The sequence below is a fragment of the Cupriavidus oxalaticus genome (genome assembly GCF_038900635.1).
Classification (GTDB): Bacteria; Pseudomonadota; Gammaproteobacteria; order Burkholderiales; family Burkholderiaceae; genus Cupriavidus; species Cupriavidus oxalaticus_B.
The window spans coordinates 94,322-106,734 of sequence record NZ_JAYMRX010000019.1 but is presented as its reverse complement, the minus strand read 5'-3'; the positions used below and the strand labels follow the sequence as shown (position 1 = coordinate 106,734).

Sequence of the window (12,413 nt, the reverse complement as noted above, 5' to 3'; positions counted from 1 at the left end):
CAATCCGGCTATTTGCGGAACACCAGGCTGAAGTTGTTCGCCGGCATCGGCACCGGCTCGTCGCAGCGCAATCCCTGCGCGGCGCCCAGCGCAACCACGTCTTCCATGTCGCGCACGCCCCAGTCGGCGTCCGCGGCGCGCAGCTGTGTGTCGAAGGCGGCATTGCTCGGCGCGGTATGCGCGCCGCCGCGGCGATAGGGACCATACAGGTAGAGCACGCCGCCCGGCTTCAGCAGCTTGCCGGCGCCTGCGAACAGCGCCTCGGCCGCGGCCCACGGCGAGATATGGAGCATGTTGATGCAGACCACCGCATCGGCGGCATCGATGCCCCACGGCTGGCGGCACACGTCAAGATCCAGCGGCGCGCGCACATTGGCCAGTCCCGCATGCGCGGTCCATGCTGCGATCGATTCGCGCGCGGCACGGTCTGGATCGCTTGGCTGCCAGGTCAGACCGGGCAACGCCGCGGCAAAGTGCACCGCGTGCTGGCCAGTGCCGCTGGCGATTTCCAGGACCGTGCCGCTGGCGGGCAGCACATTGCGCAGCACCGCGAGGATGGGCTCGCGATTGCGCTCAGTGGCGGGCGCCATGCGGCGTGCGTCGGGGTCGTGGGTCTGGTCGGTCATGGCGGCTGGCTCGTTTGCCGGCTCGTTTGCCGGATGAACGGCTAGCGTAGCAGAGTCTGCGCGGACCGGGATGCAATGGCGGCGGCGAATCGCCGCCGCCTTCAATCCACAGCGACCGCTTGCCGTCAGGCCTTCGACAGCTTCACGCCTGTCGGATCACCGGTCAGGTACCCCACCGCCGCGCCGAAGCGGTCCTTGTAGTTGGCGCGCACCAGCGGATCGAGCGCAGGCTTGACCTTGTCGTGCAGCGGCGATTCCCAGTCGCCCACGTGCTGGAAGTTGCTCATCACGTAGGTCCAGCCGTTGATCTCGTCCACCGCATGCAGCCCGGTCGACTCGGCGCCGGCCGGGCACGACAGCACGCGGCTGAGCACCTTGGTGTCGACGTTGTAGGCCCACAGGAAGTTGTTGACGTGGGTGTTGCTGTCCTCGCCGACGAACAGCGTGCGCAGCTTCTCCGAGAACTTGAGGTTGTCGGGGGTGGCAACCTTGTCCGGGTTGGCGAAGTTGCCGAGCGCATCCTGCTGCTTCATCTTGCCGCCGCCAAGGTCTTCGCTGACCAGCGCCGGCACCGCGGCCATGTCGACCGGCACCCATTCGCTGTTGATGGCGTTGCCGCTCTTGTCGGCCTGGCCGCCTTTCAGGTTCAGCTCATAGACGGCGCCGGAGTACGGACCTTCGACCTGGATGTCGCCCTGGTTGGCGGCGTTGCCGGTGAGCATGCTCGACTCGATGCGCGACATCGCCGAGTAGGCCTTCTTGTCCTTGATGTTGACCGTGGTGCCTTCCATCTTGGTGAAGCCCAGGCTGCCGCCGACCAGCGCGGCGTAGCGGTGGGTTTCCAGGTAGGCCGCGGCCTTTTCCATGCCCGGCACCAGCTTGATCCAGTTGGCCTTGCCGTTGTAGATGATGCGGGTGTAGCTGCTGTCGTTCGGGTTGACGGTCTGCACGTCCATGATGTCGGCCAGCTTGATGCCGCCATCGACCAGCGCGCGGATCTCGGCACTGGTGGCGCTGCCCAGCTTGATCCACGACAGCGTGGCGCTGCCCGGGCCGGCGCCCGAGGTCTGCTGCCACTTGCCCACGTACAGCGAGCCGCTGGAGAGGTCGCGCGCCTTGTCGGCGATAAACATGAACAGGCCGCCGTTGGTGGCATCGTCGCCCATCAGCACGGTGCGCTCGTCGGGCATGACCTGCACCAGTTCGTGCGAGATGCGGCCCAGGCAGTAGTGCTTCTTGATGGTGCCGGTGCCGTCGGGGTTGACCGTCACTTCGGGCAGGTGGCCGTAGTTGTAGGCATTGGCCCGGGCGGGGTCACCGTACAGGTTCTGGCTATAGCCCTGCAGTTGCGTGACGGCGTTGGCGTCCTTCAGGTCGGTTTCGTACTCTTCGCTCGACAGGTGGGTGTTCCACGGCGACAGGCTCGCGCCGCAGGTGATCCACAGGCCATTGACGCCGGAGGTATCGACGTTGTGGTACTTCACCGGGGTCAGCTTGCCGGTGGCGGGATCCTGGTCCAGCGTCACCACGGCGATCGGCGACGGCAGCAGGCCGTACATGCTGGTGTTGTTCTGGTTGCGCGAGGTGTACTCGAACTGCACCACCGCGAACACGGTGTTGCCTTTGACGCCGGGCACGGTCGGGTTGGCCAGCGTCAGCAGCGAGCTGCCGTCCGGTGCGTCGGAGAAGAACTGGCGTTCCTTGCCGGCCACGGAGCTGTCCAGGATCGGCTGGTTGTTGATGTTGTAGTAGCCGCCGGCGACGATGGTGCCGCCCTTGCCGTCCGGCAGCGTGTCGCCGGTAACGAAGAACGGCTGGTAAGCCAGCTTGTAGGTGGTGCTGCTGCCGTCGCTGAAGGACACCTTGAGGCTCGAGCCCACGGTGGTGGTCGCCATTGCGGCGGGATCCGCCAGCGTGGGCGCGCTCATGGGGATGAACTCGGCCGTGGTGAAGGTGGCGCCAGGCGCCGGGGCGGGTGCAGGTGCCGCCACGGCATCGTCGCTGCCGCCGCAGCCGGCCAGCAGGCCGGTGGAAGCCAGGCCAAACGGAAGCATCGGCGCGCCCGCCAGCAGTTTCAGGGCCTTGCGGCGGCCAGCATCAGGTCGTTGTTGCATGGTTTTATCCGGGGAAAGGGATGGATCTGGTTTTTTGACTGCTTGATCGCGCCGGCCACGCGGGCGGGCCGGGCACCTGTTGGCACAGGCGGGCGGCGGGCGGCATTGCGCCCGACGCCGCAGATCGTAGGGCGCATTTGTGACAGTAAGTTGACGATGCGACACTTCGCACGGTGGCGCTGCCGGAGGTGGCTGATCCGCTGCGGTACACTTCCCGCTTCTGTCCGCGACCGCACCGCACAGTTTTTTCCAGCTTTTCCGCCCTTCCCGCTTGCCGACCTACACGCTTGCCCACCCCGTCCAGGCCGAAATCGAAATCCGCAAGAGCCGTTTCCTGGCCCTGGCCTTGCCGGTGGCCGACCGCGACGCGGCCATGGCCGCGCTGCAGGCGCTGCGCGCGGAACACCCCACCGCTACCCATGTGTGCTGGGCGCTGCTCGCCGGCGGCGCGTCGGGCATGTCTGACGACGGCGAACCTTCCGGCACAGCCGGCCGGCCGATCCTGGAAGTGCTGCGCCACCACGACCTCGACGGCGTGCTGGCCGCGGTGGTGCGCTACTACGGCGGCGTCAAGCTGGGCGCCGGCGGGTTGGTGCGCGCTTACACCGATGCCATCGCCGCCGCGCTGAAGTCGGCCGAACGCATCGAGCGCATCGCCTACGCCACGCTGACGATATCGATCGACTATGCCGACGAGCCACGCGTGCGCCGCTGGATCGAGCAGGCCGCCCGGCACGGCTGCACGCTGGCCGATACCGCCTACGGCGCGCTGGCCACGCTGGTGCTGCGCCTTCCTGCCGCGCAAGTGGACGCGGCACGCGATGCCTTGCGCGACGCCACCCACGGACGCGCCCAGTTTCCGCAGGCACAGGACGAATCCCATGGATGAACGCCAGGCGTCCGTCGTGGCTGACACCGACGGCGAATTCACCGCGCGGGTGCTGCCGGGTGGCCAGGCTTTTGCCGCCCCGGCTGCACTGAGCCTGCTCGAAGCCGCCTTGCTGGACGGCGTGTCGCTGCCCAACTCCTGCCGCAACGGCACCTGCCGCGCCTGTGCCAGCCGGCTGCATGCCGGATCGATCCGCTACCGGATCGAGTGGCCTGGGCTGAGCCTGGATGAGAAAGAGGAAGGGCTGATCCTGCCGTGCGTGGCTTGCGCGGTCAGCGATGTGGTAATCGAGCCGGTGTCGCTGGGGTGACGCGCCCCGACGCGCCTCACGCCCCGACCGCCAGAAAAAACCGCAACGCCAGCTTCAACCCATCCGGCCCCGCCGGATCCGAGAATGCATGCCCCCCTGCCCCGCCACTCCACGCGTGGCCCAGCCCTTCGACCCGCACCAGCCGCAGGTAGGGCGCCTTGCCCTCGGTCCAGTCGAACACGTCGACCGCACGCCGCATGCCGCGCTGGACGCGCCGCGCCGGCACAACAGCGAGCGGGTGCGCGCCTTCGGGCTGCAAGTGCATCCACAGCGCCGCCGCCGCGGTGGCATTGCTGAAATCGACCATGGCGTCGGCATCGCCATGCATCAGCAACAGCGGCGGCGGGCGCCGGCCGGCAAGGCCAAGGCGCAGCGCGTGGACGGCCTGCGCGTCGGGACCGCGCTGGCCGCGCATCGCGCGTGTTGCCTGCGCCGCGTTGGTGGCGCTCCACGGCACTGCACCGGAATGCGAACCGACCGCCGCGAAGCGCACGGGATAGCGCAGGCCGAGCGTCAATGCCATCGCCCCGCCCGCTGACAGGCCGAGCACACTGACGCGATTCGCCGCAACCGGATGCATGCGGCATGCCTGCTCGATCAGCGCCATCAGCAGGCCGGCTTCCACTGCGCCCTGCCCGGCGGGCTTGAACCAGTTCCAGCAGCGCTGCGCGTTCGCCTGCGAACTCTGCTCGGGCAGCAGCACCACCCAGCCCGCCTCGCGCGCCACGGCGGCGGCGCGCGTGACCGCGGCGAAGCTGGCGGTGTCCTGCCCGCAGCCGTGCAGCAACACCAGCATCGGTGCGCGGCGCCGGCCATTGGCGCCCGCCGGCACGAAGATGCGATAGCGCCGCGGCGCGAGCGGCCCGGCGCCCCAGCTGCCCTCCTCCCAGCGCCCGCTGCCGCGGCTGCGCGGCGGCTCGGCCGGCGATACCACGCCGGACAGCGCGCGCTTCGTGGCCGCGGTGATTGCAGCGGATTGCTTCACCGCGTTGCGCACGAAGGCCTCGGTCATCGGCTTGGTGATGTTGCGGTTGAGCTCGCGCTGTATGCGGCGGGCATTGCGCGTGGCGGTCTTGTTCAGCGTGGACCAGAGCTTTGCACCGGTAGAGCGGGGCATGCGGCGTCCTGTCGGCGTGGGTAACCCGTGCATCATATGCCGAGCAGCGTGCATGGCATGGCGCACAGCTTCGGCATTGCATGCAACGCGATCGCGATCACTGCCTACAATGCAAGGGTCGTGTCGCGCCGAGGCACGGACAGGAGGCGAGCATGATCGATGCAACGAGCCAGTTCAGGCCCTTGGATCCGGGCCGCATTAACCTGATGGATCCGCTTGAAGTGCAGTACTGGTGCCGCGAGCTTCACTGCAGCGAGCAGGATCTCGAAGCGGCCGTCGATGCCGCCGGCGACCATATCGCCGCGGTACGGGACCAGCTGGAGTCAAGCCAGCCGGGCACCCCGCCCCACTGAAGCCGCAGGCACGGCCGGAGCATGCCGGCCGTGCCTGTCATGACTTCGCCTGCCGGTCCGGGGCCGCGCCGTCGATCAGCCGGCGCAGGCGCGGATCGTGCGCCTCGAATACCCCGACCCGTCCCATTGCTGGCAGTGCGCCAGCGTCAGCCGCATACCCGGAATAAGCGCAGTGCAGACCGGAATTCAGTAATGCTGTGTTCGCGTGGGGCGCGTTTTGCTGCATGATTTTGGGCCCGGGTCAGGCCTGGCAGCAGACCGGCCAACGCGGGAGTTCCGAGACCATGGGGGTCAACCTACACAAGGACGCATCGACATGACCATCAAGCTGCAGGCCATCGCCATCTGCGCAGCCCTGCTCGCCCCTGCTGCCTGGGCCGGCAACGACACCCACTGGAGCTACGCCGGACCGACCGGCGCCAGCCATTGGGGCGAGCTCGACGCCGGCTACAAGACCTGCGCGCTGGGCAAGCACCAGTCGCCCATCGATATCCGCACCGCCAAGGCCGTGAGCGCGGACCTGAAGCCGATCGGCTTTGGCTACACCGCGACGCAGGCATCCGTGGTCAACACCGGCCATACCATCCAGGTCAACCTGCCTGCGGGCGGGCAGGCGGAGTTCGACGGCGCGGCGTACAAGCTGCTGCAGTTCCACTTCCATGCGCCGAGCGAGGAGAAGATCAACGGCAAGGCCTATCCGCTGGTGGCGCACCTGGTGCACCAGAACGCGGAAGGCAAGCTGGCGGTGGTGGCAGTGCTGTTCAAGACCGGGCGCGAGAATGCGGCGCTGCAGCCGGTCTTTGCCAACCTGCCGGCCAAGGCCGGCGAATCGCGCGAGCTGCGTGCGCCGATTGACGTGGCGGCGCTGCTGCCTGCGCAGCAGTCGTACTGGGCGTTCACCGGCTCGCTGACCACGCCGCCTTGCAGCGAGGATGTGAAGTGGCAGGTATTAAAGACCCCGGTGGAGATTTCGGCGGCGCAGCTGGCTGCGTTCCGCAAGCTCTACCGGATGAACGCGCGGCCGGTGCAGCCGCTGAATGGGCGGGTGGTGCAGGCGGGACGGTGAGGGCCGTGCGCGTACCCATGCCCGTTGCCTGACCGCTTGTGTGTTCCCTCTCCCGCAAGCGGGAGAGGGGAGAAAACAGGCGGTATGGGAGGCGGGGACGGTGAGGGCCGTGCGCGCACCCATGCCCTTTGCCTGACCGCTTGTGTGCTCCCTCTCCCGCTTGCGGGAGAGGGCCGGGGTGAGGGCGGGGGCGTCGACGAAGTCAAGCATAGGCATAGCGACCGCCTGCCCTCACCCCCTGCCCCTCTCCCGCAAGCGGGAGAGGGGAGCAAACCGACGGCATGGGAATGGGGAACGGCCTGCGGTCAGGAAAATCCGCGCATCGCCAACTCGCCGCCCAGCACCAGCAGCCCGCAGAAAAACAGCTTGCGGAAGCGCTCCGCACTGATGCGATGCCTGAGCCATTGCCCGATGAACATGCCGCCAAGCGCGGGCACCAGCGCCAGCAATGAAGCGCCAAGCACGGGCGTATGCAGCAGCGATCCGCCCAGCGCCAGGCTGACCGCCAGCGCAATGGTCGATAACGTGAAGGACAGCCCCAGCGCCTGCACCAGGTTTTCCTTTTCGAGCCCCAGCCCTTGCAGGTAAGGCACGGCGGGAATCACGAACACGCCGGTCACCGCGGTGATCGCGCCGGTCGCCAGGCCGACCACTGGGCCGAGCCAGGCCTCTGCCGCCGGCGGCACGTGCAACCTGACCGCTGCCAGTCCGACCACCGCATACAGGACCAGCGCCACGCCAAGCGCCGAGGTGGCGTGGGTCGTCATCCCCGCCGGCACCAGCGCCGCGCACAGCCACGTGCCGGCGCAGATCGCCGCCAGCATCGGCCATAGCCGAAGGACCAGCTGGCCGAAGCGCGGACCGCTGAACAGCTGCACCACGTTGGTCACCATCGACGGCGCCACCAGCAGTGCCGCGGCCTGCGCCGGCGGCATCACCAGCCCGAGCAGACCCACCGCGACGGTGGGCAGGCCCAGGCCCACCACGCCTTTGACAAAGCCGGCCAGCAGGAAGATCAGGCCGATAAAGGCAGCCTGCGTGCCGATTGCTTCCATCGTCATCGCAACTCCCTCAGCCGGGCTTGTGGTCGTGCACCGCGCGGCTGTCGGCGGGGGCTTCGTCGCGCTCGTGCATGCCGTAGTCGCGCAGCACTTGCGCCACGCGCAACCGGTAGTCGGCGAACACGCCGCCGCGGCCCGCGGCCTGTGCCTCGCGGTGCGCCACGGTATTGCGCCAGGCCAGTACGGCGGCCTCGTCGCGGAAGAACGACAACGACAGTACCTTGCCCGGGTTGACCAGGCTCTGGAATCGTTCGACCGAGATAAAGCCGTCGATGCTTTCCAGTTCGCTACGCAGCCTTGCGGCGATATCGAGGTAGGTATCGCGGCGGCCCGGCGCGGGCTCGACTTCGAAGATGATGGCGATCATGGGGGCTTCTCCGTGGATAGTGGTCTCAGCAGAAATGCGGGATGCGCGCGTTCAGCGAGGGACGATAGCGGAACGCGCGCGCCAGTGCGGCCGGATCGGCGCCGCGTGCCAGCGCCGCCCGGACCGTGGCGCCGGCGAGCGCCAGCGCCAGCCGGTCGCCGGGGCACGCGTGGCGGCCGTGGCCGAAGGTCCATGGGCGCTTGCCATCCGCCATGCCAGTGCAGGAAGCCGCGGCGAGCAGCACCAGTACCGCGTCCCCAGCCTTGACGTCGTGGCCGCACAGGCGTGCATCGGCAGCGAGGAAGCGGCGCGTATTCTGCACCGGCGGATCCGACACCGCCACCTGCGCGGCCAGTTCTTCCGGCGCGGCACCGGCCGGCACCGTGCCACGGCCGAGATGCAGCAGTGTATTGCCTGCCAGCGCGGCGGTGGCTTCGCAGGCCTGCACCAGCAAGCCGATGATGTTGGCCGACACCGCTTGCGCATCGATGCCCGCGGCATGCGCGGCCTGGCGCAGCGACGGCAACGCGCCTGCCGCCGGTACTGCATCGGCGAGCCAGCTGCCGAGCCATTGCGCGGCGTCGGCGCCGGCGTGCACGGCGTTCGCATCGGCCAGCGGCGACTGCGCCGCGGCAAACGCTGCGACATGGCCGGCGACGGCCACGGCCATGTCGCGATCCTCGGCGACCGGCAGGCCGAGCATGTCGGCCAGCGTCACTACCGGCAGCGTGAACAGGAAGCCATTGACGCGCCCGGCGGACATTGCCGTGTTGCCGTCCAGCAGTGCCGCCAGCGCTGCCGCACGGTGCGCGGCTGCGGACGGATCGATGGCGGCCAGCAGCGGCATCAGCAACCCTTTCAGCGGCGCGTGCGCGGCACCGTCGTTCATGCGGATCAGCCGGCCGAACAGATCGCCGGCAGGTGTGCCTGCCAGTGCCGGCGGCACCGGCTGCGCGGGCGGGCGTACGCGGCACTCGGCATGGGACAGCACCGCTGCGACTTCGTGCGCGCCGGCCGCGACCCACAGGCCGAGCCGCTGGTCGCGGAAGAACGGCCGCTGCGTCGCCAGCTCGCGGTAGTAGGGGTAGGGATCGGGGTGCGTGACGGCGCTGAGCGGGTCGATCGCATCATCCGCATCGGATACGGTGGCAGGCAGCATGGCGGCACATGGGGACTGGATATGCCGCCAGTTTGCCGCGTGCGCGGGGGCGGACGCTTCACGGCAACGTGAAAGATGGATTGCCGGGCGGCGGTCCAGCGCCACCGGGTTCCCGCTTCCGCGCGGACCCGGTGACTTCCACCTCTTACGGGCGTTGCGTCAGGATTTCGACGTCACCAGTTCACCGCCATCCTGCACCGCCTCCGCCACCGGCTCATCATTCCTGTGCGCCAGCCGGTACAGCACCGGCAACACCAGCAAGGTCAGCGCCGTCGACGAAAGGATGCCGCCGATCACCACCGTGGCCAGCGGACGCTGCACTTCCGCGCCCGTGCCGGTGGCCAGCGCCATCGGCACGAAGCCCAGCGAAGCCACCAGCGCGGTCATCAGCACGGGCCGCAGCCGCGTCAGCGCGCCGTCGCGGATCGCCTGGTCAAGCCCCACGCCTTCTTCGCGCAGGGAGCGGATGAACGACAGCATCACCAGCCCGTTCAGCACCGCCACGCCGCACAGCGCGATAAAGCCCACCGCCGCCGAGATCGACAGCGGGATGCCGCGCAGCCACAGCGCGAGGATGCCGCCGGTCAGCGCGAACGGGATGCCGGTGAAGACCAGCAGCCCGTCCTTGACATTGCCGAACATGGCGAACAGCAGCACGAACACCAGGCCCAATGCCAGCGGCACTACCACGCGCAGCCTTGCGGTAGCGGACTGGAGCTGCTCGAAGGTGCCGCCCCAGCTGGTCCAGTAGCCGGCGGGGATGCGCACGCGCTCGCGAATGGCGGCCTCCGCCTCGGGCACGAAACTGCCGATATCGCGACCGCGCACGTTGGCGCTGACCACGATGCGGCGCTTGCCGTTCTCGCGCGAGACCTGGTTGGGGCCAGGCGCGATCTCCACGGTGGCGACTTCACTGAGCGGGATATAGCTGGTGCGCGCGCCGGCCGCGGTGTCCCTGGGCAGCGCCACCGGCAGGCGCCGCAGCGCTTCCACGTCCTCGCGCACGGCATCGGGCAGGCGCACGACGATGTCGAAGCGCCGGTCGCCGCTGAAGAAGGTGCCCGACACCTTGCCGCCGATGCCGATCGCCACGGCCTCCTGGATATCGCTCAGGTTGAGGCCGTAGCGCGCGGCCTTGTCGCGGTCGATATTGACGCTGAGCATCGGCAGCCCGGTGGTCTGCTCGACCTTGACTTCGGCCGCGCCAGCAATGCCCTGCAGCACGGCGGCGATGCGCCGCGCGGTGTCTTCCAGCACGGCGTTGTCGTCACCGAACACCTTGACCGCGACGTCGGAGCGCACGCCCGAGATCAGCTCGTTGAAGCGCAGCTGGATCGGCTGCGAGAACTCGTAGTTGTTGCCGGGCAGCTTGCCAACCTCCTCGCGGATCGCGGCAATCAGCTCGTCGCGGGTGCGGCGCGGCGCGGGCCATTCGGACTGCGGCTTGAGCATGATGTAGCCGTCCGAGATGTTCGGCGGCATCGGGTCGGAGGCGATCTCGGCGGTGCCGGTGCGCGCGAACACACGTTCGATCTCCGGGAATTTCGCCTTCAGCGTGGTCTCGACCTGCTGCTGCATCGCCACCGACTGCGTCAGGCTGGTGCCGGGAATGCGCAGCGCCTGGATGGCGAGGTCGCCCTCGTTGAGGCTGGGCACGAACTCGCTGCCCAGGCGCGTGGCGATCGCCAGGGACAGCGCCACCGCCACGCCGGCCAGCGCCAGCACCACCGGCGTCGCCGAGAGCGAGCGGTCCAGCAGCACGGCATAGCGGCGCCGCGCCCAGGCCATCAAGCGGTTCTCGCGCTCGGACACGCGATTGCCGATGGCCAGCGCCACCGCCGCGGGCACGAAGGTGACCGACAGCACCATCGCGCCCAGCAGCGCCAGCACCACGGTGATCGCCATCGGGTGGAACATCTTGCCCTCGACGCCGGTCAGCGCAAAGATCGGCAGATACACCACCATGATGATGAGCTGGCCGTACAGCAGCGGCCGGCGTGCCTCGCGCGCGGCGGCGAAGACCTCGTGCAGGCGTTCGGTGCGCGTCAGCGCGCGGCCATGGCGTTGCTGCGCATGCGCCAGGCGCCGCACGCAGTTCTCGACGATCACCACCGCGCCATCGACGATGATGCCGAAGTCCAGCGCGCCCAGGCTCATCAGGTTGGCGCTGGTGCGGGTGTGGACCATGCCGGTGAAGGTGAACAGCATCGACAGCGGGATCACCAGCGCGGTGATCAGCGCCGCGCGCAGGTTGCCGAGGAACAGGAACAGGATGGCGATCACCAGCACCGCGCCTTCCAGCAGGTTTTTCTTCACTGTGGCGATGGCCTTGTCGACCAGCGTGGTGCGGTCGTACACGGTGATCGCCTTCACGCCGGCGGGCAGCGTGCGGTTGATCTCCGCCATCTTGCGGTCGACGGCTTGCGATACCGTGCGGCTGTTCTCGCCGATCAGCATGAAGACCGTGCCCAGCACCACCTCGCGGCCATCCTCGGTGGCGGCGCCGGTGCGCAGCTCGCCGCCGGTCTGCACGCTGGCCAGGTCGCGCACGCGGATCGGCTGGCCTTGCGCGGTGCCGACGATGACATCGCGGATATCGTCGAGCGAGCGCACCTGGCCCGGCACGCGCACCAGGTATTGCTCGCCGCGCCGCTCGATATAGCCAGCGCCGACGTTGTCGTTGTTCTTCTCCAGCGCGGTCACCACGTCAGCGAGCGACAGGCCGTACGACGCCATCCGTTCAAGGCTGGGCGCCACCACGTAGGCGCGCGCATGGCCGCCGATGGCATTGACCTCGGTCACGCCAGGCACATTTCGCAGCTGCGGGCGGATCACCCAGTCCTGGATCTCGCGCAGGTCGGACAGCGTGTAGGACGTGCCGTCGGGCTTGCGCGCGTTGGGCTCGGCTTCCACGGTCCACAGGTAGATTTCGCCAAGGCCGGTAGAGATCGGGCCCATCGCCGGCGTGATGCCGGTGGGAAGCTTGTCGCGCGCTTCCTGGATGCGCTGATTGACCAGCTGCCGCGCGAAATGGATATCGGTGCCTTCGCGGAAGATCACCGTGACCTGAGACAGCCCGTAGCGCGACAGCGAGCGGGTCTGCTCCAGGCCAGGCAGGCCCGCCATCACGGTCTCGACCGGATAGGTGATGCGCTGCTCGGTCTCCAGCGGCGAATAGCCGGGCGCGGCGGTGTTGATCTGCACCTGGACATTGGTGATGTCAGGCACGGCGTCGATCGGCAGCCGGGTGTAGTTGTACAGGCCCAGCGCGGCCATGCCCAGCACGGCCAGCAGCACCAGCCAGCGCTGCTCGATGGCAAAGCGGATCAGGCGTTCGAACATGGCGCCTCC

Annotated in this window: 11 protein-coding genes; 4 read left to right on the top strand and 7 right to left on the bottom strand. The window is 68.7% G+C overall.

Annotated features, from left to right (window positions below; all coding sequences use genetic code 11):
- Window positions 1–8: 8 nt before the first annotated feature.
- Together VSR71_RS25385 and VSR71_RS25380 are read right to left on the bottom strand one after the other, a co-directional pair.
- Window positions 9–626 carry a DUF938 domain-containing protein gene (locus tag VSR71_RS25385; protein WP_342916539.1) on the bottom strand — a complete coding sequence of 206 codons (618 nt, stop codon included), beginning with the start codon at window positions 624–626 and terminating at the stop codon, window positions 9–11.
- 125 nt (window positions 627–751) lie between these two features.
- A complete protein-coding gene (locus tag VSR71_RS25380; protein WP_342916538.1) occupies window positions 752–2,740 on the bottom strand; it encodes a PhoX family protein in 1,989 nt (662 codons plus the stop codon).
- A 271-nt stretch (window positions 2,741–3,011) separates the two neighbouring features.
- Here VSR71_RS25380 and VSR71_RS25375 point away from each other — a divergent pair, with 271 nt between their 5' ends.
- The gene (locus VSR71_RS25375; protein ID WP_342916537.1) at window positions 3,012–3,629 is read left to right on the top strand and encodes a YigZ family protein; all 618 of its coding nucleotides are present in this window, start codon (window positions 3,012–3,014) and stop codon (window positions 3,627–3,629) included.
- The gene (locus VSR71_RS25370; RefSeq protein ID WP_342916536.1) at window positions 3,622–3,939 is read left to right on the top strand and encodes a 2Fe-2S iron-sulfur cluster-binding protein; all 318 of its coding nucleotides are present in this window, start codon (window positions 3,622–3,624) and stop codon (window positions 3,937–3,939) included. The genes VSR71_RS25375 and VSR71_RS25370 overlap by 8 nt, the downstream gene beginning before the upstream one ends.
- 16 nt (window positions 3,940–3,955) lie before the next feature.
- Here VSR71_RS25370 and VSR71_RS25365 read toward each other — a convergent pair whose 3' ends face one another.
- Complete coding sequence (locus VSR71_RS25365) at window positions 3,956–5,056, bottom strand: extracellular catalytic domain type 1 short-chain-length polyhydroxyalkanoate depolymerase (RefSeq protein ID WP_342916535.1); 1,101 nt, start codon at window positions 5,054–5,056, stop codon at window positions 3,956–3,958.
- 152 nt (window positions 5,057–5,208) lie between these two features.
- Between VSR71_RS25365 and VSR71_RS25360 the strand changes: the two genes are divergently transcribed.
- Together VSR71_RS25360 and VSR71_RS25355 are read left to right on the top strand one after the other, a co-directional pair.
- A complete protein-coding gene (locus tag VSR71_RS25360; RefSeq protein WP_342916534.1) occupies window positions 5,209–5,409 on the top strand; it encodes a DUF3606 domain-containing protein in 201 nt (66 codons plus the stop codon).
- A 316-nt stretch (window positions 5,410–5,725) separates the two neighbouring features.
- Entirely contained in the window at window positions 5,726–6,475 is a 750-nt protein-coding gene (locus VSR71_RS25355; RefSeq protein WP_342916533.1) for a carbonic anhydrase family protein, read from the top strand.
- Between the two features lie 305 nt (window positions 6,476–6,780).
- On the opposite strand, the gene VSR71_RS25350 is transcribed toward VSR71_RS25355, so the two are convergent.
- The 4 genes from VSR71_RS25350 to VSR71_RS25335 form a co-directional block, all read right to left on the bottom strand.
- On the bottom strand, window positions 6,781–7,536 hold the full coding sequence (locus VSR71_RS25350) for a sulfite exporter TauE/SafE family protein (protein ID WP_342916532.1): 756 nt from the start codon (window positions 7,534–7,536) through the stop codon (window positions 6,781–6,783).
- Between the two features lie 10 nt (window positions 7,537–7,546).
- Complete coding sequence (locus VSR71_RS25345; protein ID WP_342916531.1) at window positions 7,547–7,903, bottom strand: antibiotic biosynthesis monooxygenase; 357 nt, start codon at window positions 7,901–7,903, stop codon at window positions 7,547–7,549.
- A 25-nt stretch (window positions 7,904–7,928) separates the two neighbouring features.
- Window positions 7,929–9,062 carry a cytochrome P450 gene (locus VSR71_RS25340; RefSeq protein WP_342916530.1) on the bottom strand — a complete coding sequence of 378 codons (1,134 nt, stop codon included), beginning with the start codon at window positions 9,060–9,062 and terminating at the stop codon, window positions 7,929–7,931.
- A gap of 159 nt (window positions 9,063–9,221) precedes the next feature.
- Window positions 9,222–12,404 carry a CusA/CzcA family heavy metal efflux RND transporter gene (locus VSR71_RS25335; RefSeq protein ID WP_342916529.1) on the bottom strand — a complete coding sequence of 1,061 codons (3,183 nt, stop codon included), beginning with the start codon at window positions 12,402–12,404 and terminating at the stop codon, window positions 9,222–9,224.
- Window positions 12,405–12,413 lie beyond the last annotated feature (9 nt).